Annotated in this window: 15 protein-coding genes; 4 read left to right on the forward strand and 11 right to left on the reverse strand. The window is 44.9% G+C overall.

Annotated features, from left to right (window positions below; genetic code table 11):
• Positions 1-8: 8 nt before the first annotated feature.
• The 8 genes from mnmH to NL930_RS06385 are packed head-to-tail and all read right to left on the reverse strand — an operon-like array spanning position 9 to position 8,440.
• Positions 9-1,013: a tRNA 2-selenouridine(34) synthase MnmH gene (mnmH, locus tag NL930_RS06350; protein ID WP_254376036.1), complete on the reverse strand. Its 1,005-nt coding sequence runs from the start codon at positions 1,011-1,013 to the stop codon at positions 9-11.
• On the reverse strand, positions 1,007-1,498 hold the full coding sequence (locus NL930_RS06355) for an HIT domain-containing protein (protein WP_254376037.1): 492 nt from the start codon (positions 1,496-1,498) through the stop codon (positions 1,007-1,009). The genes mnmH and NL930_RS06355 overlap by 7 nt, the downstream gene beginning before the upstream one ends.
• A complete protein-coding gene (gene trpC, locus NL930_RS06360; RefSeq protein ID WP_254376038.1) occupies positions 1,498-2,286 on the reverse strand; it encodes an indole-3-glycerol phosphate synthase TrpC in 789 nt (262 codons plus the stop codon). Before trpC ends, NL930_RS06355 begins: the two co-directional genes overlap by 1 nt.
• Positions 2,283-3,548: a hypothetical protein gene (locus NL930_RS06365; RefSeq protein ID WP_039674804.1), complete on the reverse strand. Its 1,266-nt coding sequence runs from the start codon at positions 3,546-3,548 to the stop codon at positions 2,283-2,285. The genes trpC and NL930_RS06365 overlap by 4 nt, the downstream gene beginning before the upstream one ends.
• Positions 3,524-3,904, reverse strand: a complete 381-nt coding sequence (locus NL930_RS06370) for a YkgJ family cysteine cluster protein (protein ID WP_039674802.1) — start codon at positions 3,902-3,904, stop codon at positions 3,524-3,526. Before NL930_RS06370 ends, NL930_RS06365 begins: the two co-directional genes overlap by 25 nt.
• Positions 3,892-4,587 (reverse strand): tRNA1(Val) (adenine(37)-N6)-methyltransferase, encoded by a 696-nt coding sequence (locus NL930_RS06375; RefSeq protein ID WP_039674800.1) that lies wholly within the window; start codon positions 4,585-4,587, stop codon positions 3,892-3,894. The genes NL930_RS06370 and NL930_RS06375 overlap by 13 nt, the downstream gene beginning before the upstream one ends.
• 2 nt (positions 4,588-4,589) lie before the next feature.
• A complete protein-coding gene (locus tag NL930_RS06380) occupies positions 4,590-7,472 on the reverse strand; it encodes a hypothetical protein (protein ID WP_254376039.1) in 2,883 nt (960 codons plus the stop codon).
• A gap of 8 nt (positions 7,473-7,480) precedes the next feature.
• On the reverse strand, positions 7,481-8,440 hold the full coding sequence (locus NL930_RS06385) for an NAD(P)-binding domain-containing protein (RefSeq protein ID WP_254376040.1): 960 nt from the start codon (positions 8,438-8,440) through the stop codon (positions 7,481-7,483).
• 124 nt (positions 8,441-8,564) lie between these two features.
• Between NL930_RS06385 and NL930_RS06390 the strand changes: the two genes are divergently transcribed.
• Genes NL930_RS06390 through NL930_RS06400 form a run of 3 tightly spaced genes read left to right on the forward strand, consistent with a single transcriptional unit; the run spans position 8,565 to position 11,038 of the window.
• Positions 8,565-9,800, forward strand: a complete 1,236-nt coding sequence (locus NL930_RS06390; protein WP_254376041.1) for a glutamate-5-semialdehyde dehydrogenase — start codon at positions 8,565-8,567, stop codon at positions 9,798-9,800.
• Positions 9,797-10,372: an ATP-binding cassette domain-containing protein gene (locus NL930_RS06395; protein ID WP_254376042.1), complete on the forward strand. Its 576-nt coding sequence runs from the start codon at positions 9,797-9,799 to the stop codon at positions 10,370-10,372. The genes NL930_RS06390 and NL930_RS06395 overlap by 4 nt, the downstream gene beginning before the upstream one ends.
• 18 nt (positions 10,373-10,390) lie before the next feature.
• A complete protein-coding gene (locus NL930_RS06400; protein WP_254376043.1) occupies positions 10,391-11,038 on the forward strand; it encodes a DedA family protein in 648 nt (215 codons plus the stop codon).
• Here the strand turns inward: NL930_RS06400 and NL930_RS06405 are convergent.
• On the reverse strand, positions 11,004-11,423 hold the full coding sequence (locus tag NL930_RS06405) for a chemotaxis protein CheX (protein ID WP_039674785.1): 420 nt from the start codon (positions 11,421-11,423) through the stop codon (positions 11,004-11,006). The genes NL930_RS06400 and NL930_RS06405 overlap by 35 nt on opposite strands.
• Before the next feature lie 129 nt (positions 11,424-11,552).
• On the opposite strand from NL930_RS06405, the gene NL930_RS06410 reads away from it, so the two are divergent.
• On the forward strand, positions 11,553-11,840 hold the full coding sequence (locus NL930_RS06410; protein WP_060825864.1) for a DnaJ domain-containing protein: 288 nt from the start codon (positions 11,553-11,555) through the stop codon (positions 11,838-11,840).
• Here the strand turns inward: NL930_RS06410 and NL930_RS06415 are convergent.
• Entirely contained in the window at positions 11,837-13,201 is a 1,365-nt protein-coding gene (locus NL930_RS06415; RefSeq protein WP_254376044.1) for a class II 3-deoxy-7-phosphoheptulonate synthase, read from the reverse strand. The two genes, NL930_RS06410 and NL930_RS06415, sit on opposite strands and share 4 nt — an antisense overlap.
• Positions 13,202-13,272: 71 nt before the next feature.
• On the reverse strand, positions 13,273-15,384 hold the full coding sequence (locus tag NL930_RS06420; RefSeq protein ID WP_254376045.1) for a methyl-accepting chemotaxis protein: 2,112 nt from the start codon (positions 15,382-15,384) through the stop codon (positions 13,273-13,275).
• Between the last annotated feature and the right edge of the window lie 292 nt (positions 15,385-15,676).

Raw genomic sequence — 15,676 nt, forward strand, 5'->3', positions numbered from 1 at the left:
AAAAGGGCTTAAAGCGTTTCGCGAAGGTTTAAGAGTGAAGCGATGCATGCCGCTTCGTTTGCATTGTCGAAAACAAAGCTTACATGTAAAGGTTTTTGATAGACCAAATCGTAATAATCGCGCAGTAAGAAGGTAACGACGCTTTGTAAATCACGGCGTTCGTACGCATCGATAATCGCCTCTTTAACGCTTTTGCGAATGTAAGGCGCGATAATCGCCATTGCGCGGTAAAAAAATTCCGGCGTTACGTTTTGATAGTAGTGCAAGATGCGTTTCGTACGCATTTCAAAGGGTGCGGTAATTTCGACGCGAACGCCTGCTTGAATGTTTTGATACACGCGCGCGGGAATCGTGACTTTTCCAAGACGCTTGCTCTCGGCTTCGACAAAGATACTCTGATCGGGTTCTAAAGCGAAAAGAGCGTTAAAGAGGCTGTTTTCAAACATCTTTTGGCTCGGTTGCGCTCCGCAGACCGCGCCGAAACTCGAACCTAAATGATTGGCGAATCCTTCGATATCGAGCGAAGGCGAGAGTCGTTTGAGCAACTCGGTTTTGCCGCAACCCGTTTTTCCTCCGAGGACGATAAAACGTCGGTGAGGCAATTGCTCGAAAAACGTTAGTACGTAAGCGCGATAACGTTTATAACCGCCTTCCAAACGATAGACTTGATAACCGATATGCGATAATATAATGGCGATTGAACTGGATCTTAGCCCTCCTCTAGCACAATAAATGCCGATCTTCGAGCCTATGGGATAGTATTTTGCGATCGTTTGAAGGTGTGCGGCAACATTTTCGCAGATGTAACGCGCGCCTAAAATCTTGGCTTCGTTGCGCGATCGTTGTTTGTAAATCGTACCGATTTCTTGGTGTTGCGCATCGTTTAGCGCATAAAAGTTTTGTGCGCCTACAATGCAAGATTCGCTAAATTCTTTGGGGCTACGGGCGTCGATCAGAAGATCTAACGCTTCGCGAGACGCTAAAAACGTTTCGACATCGCATTCTTTTAACATGAAAAATACGTCGGGATCATCGCGTGAAGTGTGTGATACAAGGCATCAAAATCCGTACCGTAGACGCGGGTTTGCGCTATCGCGGTAATAAAATTGGTATCGCCGCTCCAACGCGGAAGAATATGGTAATGTACATGTTCGGCAATGCCGGCACCGCCGCTTTTGCCCAAATTCATACCTAAATTGACGCCGTGTGCTCCTAGTCCTTCTTTGAGCATTTTAACCGAACATTGCACCAAATGCGACATACGAAGCCACGTCGAAGACTCTAAAGACTCGATAGCGTCGGTATGAACGTGCGGTATAACCATAAAATGCCCCGGCGTGTACGGGTAGCGGTTCATCACGACAAAACAGAGCTCGTCACGATAGAGAACGTGATGCGCTTCGTCCATTTCGGGATGTTCGCTAATACGGCAAAACACACATCCCTCTTCTTTTTCTTTAAAATAAACATCGCGCCACGGTGCGTACATGTAATCCATTAGTCGACCTTTTTGATCGCTTCCAATGCGGACGCGATATCGGGTTCGCGCATAAAGTATTCGCCGATCAAAAAAGCGTCCGCGCCGACTTTGCTTAAATGCCGAATCGTCTCTTTATCGTTCAAACCGCTTTCCGCGACGATAATTTTACCTTGAGGAATAAGCGGCATGAGCTTTTCGGTGAGGCTCATATCCATATCAAACGTTTCCAAGTTGCGATGGTTGATACCGATAATATTTGCACCCGCAAAAATTGCTTTGACCAAATCTTCTTTGTCGTGAATTTCGACTAAGACTTCCAATCCTAAGCGAAACGCATACTCTAAGAGGTGTTTAAGCTCGGTTTTACTGAGCGCTTTGGCGATCAACAAAATAAAATCGGCACCGTAAACGAGCGCCTCGACGATCTGATACTCGTCTACGATAAAATCTTTTCGAAGCAACGGCGTCGGAACGTAACGGCGTATTTGCGTGAGGTATTCTAAATCGCCTTTAAAATAGTACGGCTCGGTTAAAACGGAAATCGCATCGGCTTTGCCTAATTCATACGCTTTTGCGATCTCAAGCGGATCGAAATCCTCTTTGATAATTCCTTTGCTCGGGCTTGCTTTTTTCACTTCGGCGATAATGCGGTAAGGATTGTCGCTCGTTGCTTTTAGATACGGCTTAACGTCGCGCGGCATATAAGGATTAAACGCAAGGCTTCGCCCTAACCAATCGATCGTATACTTTTTTTTCTTTTTCTCCAAATCGTCTTTGGTACGCTTGATAATCTCGTCTAAAATCATGGTCGTTTCTCTTTGAGGCATTGTTTGATGGCATTAATGTGGCTTAACACTTCGGGTTCGGAGATGCTTTCGTCGAAATCTTTCATAATATCGTAGGCTTTTTGGCACTCTCCTAGCTTGTAGTATCCCCACGCTAAAGAGTCCAAATAGTAAGGCGAATCGGGTTCGAGTTTTAACGCCCTCTCCACCAAAGCGATTCCTTTTTTAACATCGATAGTATGATCGATCAATAAGTAGCCGTAGTAATTTAAGTAGACCGAATCGTTCAAAATAGCGGTTACTTCTTCAAATTTATGCATTATAGACTGTAAAACTTCGGGCGAAAGTGCGTTTTTATTGAGCTCATATTCATAAATTGCCATTTTACCGAGGTAGTCGATGTTTTTCGTATCGTCGTAGAGTTCTTCGGCAAGTTCGTAAGCGTTTTTAAATTTCTTTTGCGTTGCATAAATTTGGAGCAATAAATCTTCGTTAAACCGACTTTTTTCCAAAAAGGCGATCGCGCCTTTGATGTCTTTGGAATAGAGCATCAATTCGACGATTTTCTTGGCGATTTCTTCGTTTTGGTTCTCTTTATAGAGTTTTTTGTACGTTGCGATCAATCCGTTCACGTTACGATCGCGTCCGTAGATTTCAACGAGTTTGTAGCACACGTGTTGCCCGCATCCTTCCATGGACGCAAAGGTTTCAAGGTACGCCATGGCGTCGTCTTTACGGTCTAAAAAGCGGTACAACACTTCGACCATATTCATCAACAGCTCTTCGGAAGGTTCGAGTTTGTACGCACTTTCAAAGTATTTGAGCGCAACGTCGTAGTTTTTCATCTGCAAATACAAATTGGCGGCAATGCTTAAGTGTTGAACGGTCTTGTCGGTACCGATTAACGAAAGGATCTCTTTTTCCGCTTCTTCGTAGCGTTTTTCTTTGACGAGTTGACCGACATGTAAGCGTGTAAAGTTTTTCTCTTCGGGGTATTTTCGAAGTCCTTCGTCGATCAATGCGGCGGCATCTTGCGTTTGGAGAACAAACGCCAATCCCGCTTCTTCGGTCAAATAGTCTTTCTTTTGGCTCTGATCGTAAAGAACGTGGTATACTCTTTTAGCATTCGCATAATCGCCGCGTTGTTGATAATCAAGGGCTTGAAGAATAAGGTTATCCTCTTCTTCAAAGACTTTTTTGGTCGTTTCGGTGAAGACGACTTCTTTGGTGCTACATCCCACCAAAAGGAAAAAAACGACTATAAAGGAATAATACCGGGACATTCTGAAACTACCTCGTTCATGTTATCTTTAAAATGTTCCCAAAAAGGAAACGTTCGACACTGTTTGGGACGTACTTCGTAGATGCCGCATTGTTTGCGGTGCGAATCGAAAAAAATACACGCATACCCGCTTTCGTGAACGACCTCTTTGATCGTGAAACGATAGCGAATTTTGTTTAAATAGTTATTGATAAAAAGCGCTTTGCTCAAAGAAAGTTTTGCCGCGATCGCTTCGATCTCTTCTGTGCTGACCCAAATATAACCGCTTTCACCGATACAGCAGTTGCCCTGACACGTTTCGCACGCGCTAGGATCAAAAGCGTAGGGATAAGCATTGCAACGCATTAGTTCTGCCATGCTAAGCTCTTGGTTTGTGATTTTTCAAAAATATGTGCGACGCGAGGAGTAAACCGATCGTTCTCGTATAAAATAATCGGCGGACGTACTTTGCATAAAGTTTTAGAATTTTTACGCGCGCGAATCAAAACCAGCGAGGACTCTTTATCGTAGCTGGGGTGAACGAAACAGATCTCTTCGACGTTGAGCTTTGCTTTTTGTAACTCTTGCATGAGCATATCCAGTTGTTTGGCGTCGTAACAAAAGCAAAAATAGCCGCGGTTGCTCAAGTTTTTCGTGACTTTATGCGCCAATGCTCCAAACGGTAAGGCACTGCCGTGACGACTCAAAAAAAGCGACTCGTTTTGGCTTTTCACGACGCCTTGATGGTAAAAAGGCGGGTTAGAGACGATCCAGTCGAACTTATCGCTAAACGACGTTTCCGTAAAATTGCCGTGTATGAAACCTACATGTAAAGAATTGAGCCCCGCATTGCGCTCGCTGAGAATCATGTTCGCTTCTTGAATATCCAAAAGTGTCATTGACGTTTCAGGAAAATCGCGTTTGAGCAAAAGCCCTAAAATACCGCATCCGCATCCGACGTCCAGTATCGATCCTTTGGGGTGACATGCCGCGATAAAATCGTAAAGTAAGAGCGTATCGCTGTTGTAGCGATAGCCCGTTTCGTATTGGTAAAGTTGCATGCTTATCGGTACACCTTGATTAAAAACCCTTTGGATTTATCTTTTTCGACGTTGGAAAGCGCATAGCTGATCTTCGCGCCATCGCCCACAAACGTTTCAATGAGCTCTCCGCCCGCTTTGGCGCGTGCTTTTCCTAAGCCGATGTTGGCAAGGGAACTGATGCGATCAATTTCGCTGTCCTCGACGCCGACTTTTTTACTTTTAATCAGTTTTAACGAGGCAAATCCGCCGTTATCGACGATAGGTGCGACCTCAAAGAAATAAGTACCGTCGTATTTGCTTAAGAAGGCTTGCACGTTTTGTTTGCACTGCTCGGAAATGGCGTTGACACCCGTTCCCATATCGGTACACATAATCGAATCGACGAAAACGGGCTTTTGTCCCTTGCCGGCGGGTTTGTTCGGTGTTGACGTTGCGGCGGCCGTTTTAGGCGCGTTTTTCGTCGATTCGGACGCTTCGAGTAACGCCAACTTTTCGTTTAACGTTTTGAGCGACTGTTCGCTTGCCGCCAAACGTTTGCTCAGAGCGTCTTTTTCTTGAGCAAACGCCAGTTCTTTTTGTTTGAGCTCTTTTTCCAAAGCGATACTTTTGAGCGTCTCTTGTTTTTGGTTGCCGTTGAGCGCACTTTCTTTCACTTTGAGCTCGTTTTGAAGCGTTTTGGTCTCTTCAAGATGCTTAAACTCTTTTTGTTTCAGCTCTTCTTTGAGTTTTTTAATCTCTTCTTCGCTGTTTTGTTGCGCGGCACTTATCTTTTTAATCTCTTCTTTGCTCGCCGAAAGTTGCGTCTCTTTGGCTTTGAACGCTTTGTCTTTTTCTTTAAGGGCGTCTAGGTATTCGATCTCTTTGGCACGTAACGTATCTTTAAGATCGACCAATTGCGTGTTTTCGGTTGCACGGTTTTTCTCGGTTTGCGCCAGTTTGGCTTTGAGCTCTTCGATTTGCTTATTGCTTGCCTTGGTTGCGGAGTCTTCCATATCTTTGATTTTGACTTGAAGCGTTTTGAGCGCGCTTTCGTGGCGCGAATTTTCATCGCGAAGTGCTTGCATCTCAACCGCTTTGGTTTTAATCTCTTTCTCCAGTGCCGCAATTTTAAGCGTTTCGTCTTTTTTTGCCGCTGTCGCCGTTGCCTCTTTTGCGCGCAGATCGGCCTCTAGCGTTTGAATTTTAAGAAGGTAGGCTTCTTCTTTTTGTTTGGTTTCGCCGCGAAGCGTTTCCAGCGTGCTTTGGGCGGATTTGAGCGAAGTATCTTTGGCGTCTTGAGCTTTTTGCTGTTCAAGTTTAAACGCTACGAGTTGATTTTTCGCGTTTTGGAGTTCTTGGTCTTTGGCACTCATTTTTTGTTTCAACTCTTCGTTGGCGCGCGTAAGCTCTTCCGTATGGAACTGAACGCGATCATACGTCTCTTTTGCACTGGCTTTGTACTCGGCTAATTGTTTGTCGAGGTTTTCCGTTAAGGCTTTTTTAGAGGCTTCGAAGCTTGCGATTTTCTCGTTGAAAATTTTGTAGTTTTTATTATGGACTTTGTCGTTTTCGTCGACGCGACGTTTTACTTCGGCTTCGACGTTGAGTTTATCGTTGTTGAGTTTGGCAATTTTATCGTTGAGTTCTTGAATGACAATCTCTTTTTTTGCCAACTCCTCTTTATGTTTGAGCAAGCTGTCGTTCAAACTTTTTTCCATCGCTTGCGCATTTTCTTCCAGTTTTTTATTGCCCGCGGTGAGTTCTTTGTTGAGCTTTTTCTCGTCTTCAAGATAGGTTTTAAACTTATTGAAATCTTTTTCATTCTCCAAAATTAAGGCATCTACGTGTTTTTGCGCACTTGCAAGTTCGGCGTTGAGACCTTTGATTTTCTCTTCTTGGACGGCTAATTTTTTAAGGCCCACTTGTTCTTGGTCACTCATTTCTTGGCGATTTTTTGCGATGAGCGTTTCGGTGTCGGCTTTGAGTTGTTCGATGGTTCTGACGTATTGGGCAATTTCGTCTTTATGTTTTTGATCCGCCGCAAGAAGGTTTTGGGTTTGCTTGCTTAAAAGCTCGTTTTTCTCTTTTGCCGCAAGATCGAGTTGGTTTTTCAGTTTATCGATTTCGTCTTGTTTGCGCATAAAGGCATTTTTCGCCGTATCGTTGTTGTTGGCGATTTGTTCGTTCAGAAGTGAAATTTGATCGTTCAGAAGTTTGATTTTTTCTTTATAGTCGCTCAGCTTGGCTTGTTCTTCTTCGCGCGCTTTTTGAATCTCTTTGCCCTTGCGCGTTTCGGCTTCAACGGCTTGGCTTTTTAATTCGTCGATTTGAGAACGCAATGCGTTGGCTTCCAGATTGGCTTTTTGCGCGATGACCACGTTTTCTTTTTGCAATTCGTTGATTTTCATCGTCAGATCGCTGATGTTACGATAATGCTGCTGTTCCGCCTCGTTGAGGCGTTCGGTATTTTTGCTTTGAAGTTCCGCTTTTTCGCTCTCGCGTTCGTTCTCTTGTTCGTCAAGTTTTTTAGCAAGTTCGTTTTTTTCATTCGTTATCAGTAAATTGTCGTGTTGTAAGAAAAGAAGCGTTTTTTGCAACTTGGCAATCAGGCGTTTCATATCTTGCGGCGTCACTTCCGACTCGGGAATAGGTTTTCCTTGCTCGTCGAGATAGGTGTCTTCTAAAAGATCGGAAGCCTCTTTGTTTTGTTCCAAAGTCGCTTCTTTATCGATATAGCGTTTTTGAACGTCTCTGGGTAAATCGCTAAATTTGACGTCGCTTTTACTAATGTATTTTTCGCCGAGTTCGTCAAACGAAACACCGTCGAAATGACCGAATTCGTAAGCGGAAAAACCGCCTACGACGATAATGACGCTTAAAAGAATGTTTAAACTTTGTGACGACGAAAGAGGGATTTTTGCCATTTCGATCCTTACATGTGAGACGAAGTTAAAATATGCGTTACGATATCGTGGGCGTGGTTGAGCGCAATAGCGATACTTCCGCCGCTTTTAACCGCGATGTCGCCGGCAAGGTAGAGCCCTTTGGTTTTTGTCTCGTAGTGCTCGTCAAACTCGGGTTTGCCTTCCGCATCGAAGGTAATACCGCATTTTTTAAGAAAATCGACCGGCGTCGTTCCGCCGATGGCATAGATGACACGATCGTAAATCGTGTAGTAGCCGTCGGTAAAATTCACTTTCACCAGACCGTTTTCGTTTTCGATCGAGACGATGTCCATGCCTAAGCGTAGGCGTAGTTTTTCTTGACCGTTGTATTCGTTGATAAGGGTTAAATTGATGTCGTTGAGTCGACTAAAGGTCTCACGACGGTAGTTCAGCGTGACGTTATTGGTTTTGGAAAGCTCGATTGCGTATTCGACCGCCGAATTGCCGCCGCCGACGATCAACAGTTTCTCTTTTTGCGAACATTTGTCGAGGTTGAAGTTGATGCGCTCTTTAAGCGAGATCGGAAGCGTATAGTCGGGTTTATTGGGCTTACCCATCGTTCCGATGGCAACGATAACGTTTTTTGCACGGTATCCGGCTTTGGAAGTTACGACGTAGAATTGTCCGTTCTCTTTCGTGATGCTTTCGACTTCGCTGTTAAACGCCGTATCGATTTCGCCTTTATCGAGTAAGGAATCAAAATAGTTGAGCGTGCTCTCTTTCGTGCCGTCTCGAAAATCGATCGTCCCTTTGAGCTCAATCTCTTGTCCTTTGTAGTTCTTATCGACGCGTTTGTTGTCTTTGTAAAATTTGCGAATAGTTTGCGAATGGTTTTCGCCTTTTTCGATCATCAAGATGTTTTGAAGCCCTAAGGCTTTTGCTTCAACCGCCGCACCGATGCCTCCGGGGCCTCCTCCGATAATGACTAAATCGTATAACTGTACCATGATGTATGTCGTCTCCCGTTTGTTTCTTCTTTATAACGTCCATTATACCCCGAGCTTACTTATGGCTTATTAAATATAAAAAGTGTAAAATCCCCGTAAATGCGATGATTAAGGAAAGAGAACCGTGCAAACTTTTTTAGAACATGCTAAAGCGGCAAGCAAGACGATCGCCACGCTTGATCCCCATACGAAAGTATCGGTATTGATGCAGATGGCGGATGCTCTGGAAAAAAATGTCGATACGATCCTCAGCGAAAACGAAAAAGATTTACAAGAGGCACGAAAAGCAAATTTAGCGACTGCTTTGGTCGATCGATTGCTCTTAAACGCCAAGCGCATTGCGGATATGGCGCAGGCCATTCGCGAAATCGCGGCACTCAAAGAGCCGATCGGACGCGTTTTGGAAGGATGGGTCGTTCAAAGCGGGTTGCGCATTGAAAAAGTGAGTATTCCCATCGGCGTCATCGGTATTATTTACGAGAGCCGTCCGAACGTCACGAGCGATACGGCGGCATTGTGTTTCAAAAGCGGCAACGCATGCGTGCTCAAAGGCGGGAAAGAGGCATTGCACAGTAATCGGGCGATTGCCGCGCTTTTGCAAGCGGTGTTGCGAAACAACCGTTTGCCCGAAGAGATTATTTCGCTCCTACCCGATGCTTCCCGTGAAGGCGTCGCAAAACTCATTAAAATGGATCGCTACGTTGATTTGATTATTCCGCGGGGCGGCGAAGCGTTGATTCGCTACGTCAGCGAAAACGCAACCGTTCCGGTCGTCAAACACGATAAAGGCGTTTGCCATACCTACGTCGACCGAGACGCCGATCACGAACGTGCCGTCGCAATCGTTTTAAATGCCAAATGCCAACGTCCCAGCGCATGCAACTCTCTTGAAACGCTTTTGGTACACGAAGCAATCGCCGAAACGTTTTTACCGCGGATGAAAGAGGCACTTGATCGCGCGGGAACGCACGTCAAAGGGTGCGAAAAAACACAAGAACTCTTACATGTAGAACGTGCGAGTGACGAAGATTATCATACCGAACACTTAAGCAACGCTTTAAACATCAAGATCGTTGCGAACGTCGATGCGGCAATTGCGCATATCGCGGCTTACGGCTCTTCGCATTCGGAGGCAATTTTGAGCGACAATTACAGCGTCGTTGAGCGTTTTTTAAACGAAGTAGACGCGGCGGCAGTGTACGCCAACGCTTCGACGCGTTTTACCGACGGCGGAGAATTCGGCTTCGGGGCGGAAGTGGGCATCAGTACCAATAAACTGCATGCGCGCGGTCCTATGGGTATTAACGATTTGACGACTTATAAATTTAAAGTTTACGGGCAAGGGCAAATTCGCGAATGAACCAAGAGGTGTTAGCGATTGAAGGCCTTTGCTTCGGTTATCCTCATGGACGGCTTTTGTACGAGGATTTTTGTTTAAGCGTGCATCAGGGAGAATGCGTTTCGATTTTGGGAGCGAGCGGAAGCGGGAAAAGCACGCTTTTCGAGCTCATTACCGGACACCTTAAACCGCTTAAAGGAAGCATCGTTGCCGCACCGCTTTCACAAATTTTTCAAGACCCTTACACGTCGTTTCACCCGACGTATAGCATTGAAAATCAAATCAAAGACGTCGCGTCGATGGAAGATTGCGAAGCGTTATTGCACGACTTGGACCTTGATGCGAACCTTTTAACGAAAAAACCGCATCAATTAAGCGGCGGTCAATTGCAACGATGCTCGATTTTACGTGCATTATTGATGAAGCCTCAACTGCTTTTAGCCGACGAGCCCTCTTCCGCGCTCGATAACGTTACGGGCTTACATGTCATGCAGTTGCTGATGCGTTTTTTAGATCGCGTGGGAATCGTACTTATTACGCACGATACGCATTTAGCCGCATGGTGTAGCGATAAAACGATTAAATTAACATAAAGTAAGGATTAAAACGGCATGCACGCTATGATAGATTGGATTGTTCAAACGGTTGGAGCTTTAGGGTATTTGGGTATTTTCGTGATGATGTTGATCGAAAGCAGTGTTTTTCCGCTTCCCAGCGAAGTTGTGATGATCCCGGCGGGCTATTTATGTGCTAAAGGCGAAATGAGTATGCCGGTCGTGATCGTGTTAGGAACGCTCGGAAGTATCGCCGGAGCTTTACTTAATTACTATTTGGCAGTCTTTTTGGGTCGAAAATTGATTTTAAAATACGGCCATTATCTCTTTTTTAGTGCCGAAAAGCTTGAAAAAGTCGAACGATTTTTCAAAACGCACGGTTCGTTTTCAACGTTTACGGGACGTCTGATCCCCGTTGTACGCCATTACATCTCGTTGCCCGCCGGATTGGCGCGTATGAATGTGGCACTTTTTTGCTTTTACACGGGATTGGGTGCCGGTATTTGGGTCACGATTTTGACGCTTTTGGGGTATTTCTTCGGTCAGAATCAAGCCCTTTTGGAAGAAAATTTGCATACGATAACGTGGAGTTTACTCGCTTTGATCGTCGTTAGTTCGCTCGTGTACGTCAAAGTATTTCGTACAAAAGAGAAAAAACGCGCTCGTAGTGCTATTGGCGCGCAATCACAAACGAAAAATCGTTAAGCGAATAACACAGCGTTTCTTGCGTCGTAAACGGGAAAGGATGCGAGATATGTCCCATAAATTCGGGAACGCTGAGTTGGTAGGTGTGATTTGGGTATTTTTGTTGTAAGATGACTTTGGCTCCGCCGATAATTTGGTTGGAAACCTCTTTGATTAAGTCGTCCAGATCGTCTTCGCACAGGCTATCTTCAAAAAGAAGGTTTTGTGCGATTTGGTTGAGGGTTTCTCGTTGAAATAAGAGATACCAAATATGCTCGGCTTCGTTTTCGTACAAAGAAACTGCGGCACCGTAAAAGTTGTCTGTTTCGAGTCGCCCTTGTCGTAAAGACGTCGATAAGATCGTGGAGCAAAAATTCTCAGCGGCAGAAAGAACGGCTTGTTTCATTTTTTGTCCAAAAATATTATTTTGTGAAACGATTATAATGCAAGCAATGTAAATTAAAGATTAAATAATAATCGATGCGCCAATGAGGCATATTCAAAGCTACATGTCAAAAAATAAGGAACTCGCGTGATGGAAAAAGAGATCAGTTTTGAAGCGTTTAGCCGTGCCGTAGAGACGTTGGGTCTTGTCGGAAAAACCGATAAAAAGACCGTTCGAAGCGTTTATCTGCTCTTATGCAAAGAGTTTCATCCCGATATGCCAACAGGCGATCACGCAAAATTTCAAGCCATTAACGATGCGTACACACTGGTGATGGATTATATGGAAGCCTATCGATTTGACTTTGACGAAGAAGAGTTTAAGCACCAATTCCCGCTTTATGACGCCAAAGCGGGAATATGGATGAACGAGCGTTAAGATTCTATCAGACGTTGGCGTGCCGCTTTGAGGGAATCTGCAATCAAAAAGGCAAGTTCAAGAGCTTGGTTCGCGTTGAGACGCGGGTCGCATTGGGTTTGGTAACGGCATGCAAGGTTCTCTTCGGTGATCTCTTGTGCGCCGCCGATGCACTCGGTGACATCTTGTCCCGTCATCTCCAAATGAACGCCGCCCGGAAACGTGCCCTCTTCTTCGTGAACTTTAAAAAAGCCTTTGACTTCGCGTAAGACTTCATCAAACGAACGCGTTTTGTAGTTATTGGAAGCTTTGATGGTATTTCCGTGCATCGGATCGATACTCCAAAGCACTTCTTTTCTCGCTGCTTTGACCGCGCGTACGAGTTTTGGGAATTCGGATTCGATTTTATCGGCACCCATACGAACGATAATATTGATGCGTCCCGCTTCGTTTTCGGGGTTCAATTTTTCGATTAACGCCATCAGCTTTTCAGCCGTCATGCTAGGACCTGCTTTAATGCCGATAGGGTTTTTAACGCCGGTTAAAAACTCGACATGTGCTTCGTCGACTTCTCTCGTTCGATCGCCGATCCACAGCATATGCGCCGAACAATCGTACCAGTCTCCGGTCAAACTGTCTTGACGCGTGAGGGCTTCTTCGTAGTTGAGAAGCAAGGCTTCATGTGAGGTATAGACGACGGTTTCGTGAATGCTCGGCGTGCTAGTCGATGTGATCCCGCATGCTTCCATAAACGCAAGCGTTTCGGAAATGCGCTCGCATAAATGTCGGTAGCGATCGCCCAAAGGACTCTCTTGGACAAAACCTAAGGTCCATTTATGCACTTGATGCAAGTCTGCCAAACCGCCGCGCGAAAAGGCGCGCAGTAAGTTCATCGTCGCCGCCGATTGGTTGTAGGCTTTGAGCATGCGTTTCGGGTTTGGGATACGCGCTTCTTCGGTAAATTCGATATCGTTAATAATATCGCCGCGATAACTCGGCAATTTGACGCCGTTCAACTCTTCGTAATCGCTTGAGCGGGGCTTGGCGAATTGTCCCGCGAGTCTTCCGACTTTAACGATCGGACACCCTCCGGCAAAGGTCAAAACGACCGCCATTTGAAGCAGAACTTTGAACATGTCGCGAATATTGACCGCATTAAATTCCGCAAAACTTTCGGCACAGTCGCCGCCTTGCAGTAAAAAAGCCTTACCGTGTACGACGTCCGCCAAAGCGGATTTGAGTTGTCGTACTTCTCCGGCAAATACGAGCGGCGGATACTTACTTAGCTCTTCTTCGACATTTTGTAAAATCTCTTGATTGGCATAAGTCGGTTGTTGTTTGATCGGTTTGTCTCTCCAAGATGCACGCGTCCAAGAACTCATAAAAGACCCTTTAATGATTTTCTCTATTATAATGAGATTGGCTTTAAAGAGAATTGAAAAGTCCCGACGTTTTAGGACGTTTTAAACTGCCCGACGGTTTTACTGAGCGAATTGACGTGATGCGTGACGCTGTCGCTAATCGTACGTACGCGGCGGTTCAGGTGCGTTAACTCGTACACTTCGTCGCTAATCGCCTTCGCGTGAAGCATCGTGTTTTTCGAATCTTCAAAAACGGCGTAAACGTCTTCTTTCATTGCCAAGATTACCTCTTTTTGATCGTGTAAAATCGCATCGATACTTTGTAGTGATTCGGTGGAGATCGCAACACCGTTGTCGACCGTACGATTGACGTTTTGCATACTCGAAAGCGCGTCCCCGACGTTGTCGTTAATGTTATGCACGATGGCTTCGATACGTACGGTGGCTTTATCGGTCATGTCGGCTAGTTTGCGAACCTCTTCGGCGACGACCGCAAATCCGCGTCCTTGTTCGCCCGCACGACTGGCTTCTACCGCCGCATTGAGGGAGAGAAGATTGGTTTTGTCGGTAATGTCTTTGATGGTTTCGATCATCGACGAAACCTCGGCGACGTTTTGCTCCAGCGTAAAAATAATCTGCGTCGTTTCGTCTGCGATGGTTTTGATGTTGCCGATGGACGATTCTACTTTTCCGAGTTTTTCGGCGACATGTGCTTGCGTTTGGCTAATTTTAAGGCTCATCGCGTCGGCTTTAGTGACCGAATTTTGGATCGCGTTGTTTTGGGTTTGAATATGCGTCGCGATATTTTGAATGCTAACGCCGATTTGCTCGATTTTTTTGCCCGTAACGACGATCGTGTTGGTGAGATGTTGATTGAGGTTGAGCAAATTGAGAAGCGAGCTTTTGGTTTTTTGTAAGATCGTATCGAAAATATCGATGACGCTGTTAATCCAAACGGCCGTACGTCGGTTCTCGTCTTTTGCAAATCGATTCAAATCTGCCCGTTGGGTAATATCGCCGTCACCTTCGACAAAACTTTGCAAGAGTGAACGTAAAGAGGCGTATGCATTAAAAAAATTAGACAGTTCGTTTTTGGTCATCCCTAAAATCATCGCTAAAGAAACCGTCGTAATGATGCCGATTTCTTGTAAGCGGGTTAAAAACGGCATAAACGTGAGTGTTGCATAATAGGCACTCGGAATGAAAAGACCGATGAGCAAAGCCATTCTAAAATAAAGTTTATGGCGAAATTGCATGATGTCGTATACTTCCAAAAGATCGCCCTCGCACATCATTCCCCACGTATCGAGGCTATAAGGAAGCGTTACGGTAATACCTTTGCCGATCACGGGAATGCCGCGATAATCGGAATACCCCGGATACGCACAACAGAGATTTGCTCCTTTTTTAACGGTGTTGGCTACGCCAAAGTGCAATGCTTTGGTCGCGGGGTCGTTAAAAACGATCTCAAATTCGGTATGTTTTTGAATCGAAATGATGCCTTGTTTTGTGTGCACGCCCTCTTTGAGGTTTTCACCGAAGCTAAACGTGTCGTCTTCAAAACGCGAGCGAGAAAGTGCCGTTCCGGTTTTAATGTTTTTATTAAAATAGGGTTTGATCATAAAAAGATAGTTATCGCCGGATTCTTTAAAGATATGTCCCGCTTCGCGTTGAATAAGATCGCTGAGCGTATCGTTGGAAACACGTGCGACGAGAAGGCACTTTTCGTTTTGACATGTAACGTGTTTCATAAAAGCGAGCGTTACGCAATCGTGGAACGTCGAAGCCTTCGGTCTAAATAAAAGCGTATCTTCATCGACGTAAGGGCCGAAAAGCAGTTGCGAGGAGGCAAGCTGAACGTAATCGACGGCTTCGCAAAAAGCGGTTGCATCGTAACGATACTCTTTTAACGGACGTTGTATCGAGCTAAAAAGCATCGTTTTGGCACTGTTAAGAATGAAATATTCTAAAATCGTTTCGCTTAGCTTTTCTTGCTCTTTGAGGATACCGATGGGATCGCCTGCTTCTTGATCGAGAAGAATAGCTGTATTTTCGACTTCGCGCCATATTTCGTTTGCCCATTCGACCATAAGCCGTTTACGTGTTTGCGCAATACCTTCAAATGCGGTCTCGACGGCACGGAGCATTCCTTTATTGCGCGTCCATTTCGACCAAATAGTCCCTTTATCTTTGAGTGAAAGCACGGTATTTTCCTTTATACGGTTTAATTGTTTAATTTTTAATCATTTTCTTTTATTATCGAAAGACGTTTAACAATTGCTTTGATTCATAAACGCTTCTGACGGTTTTGCGTCATTGAATCGCCTCAAAAAAAGTATCGTCTATAAGCCCCTTAATATAGAGCATTGAAAGCTTTATATTTTAAAAAAAACAACGCAGAACTATACAAAAATAGGAATCACGATGCAATGATAAAACTGATTAAAAAATAATCATAAGATTTCGAAAAAGCCTTTTTTCTTCAAGAATGTAGAT

It is taken from the genome of Sulfurospirillum sp. hDNRA2, from assembly GCF_024206095.2.
Classification (GTDB): domain Bacteria; phylum Campylobacterota; class Campylobacteria; order Campylobacterales; family Sulfurospirillaceae; genus Sulfurospirillum.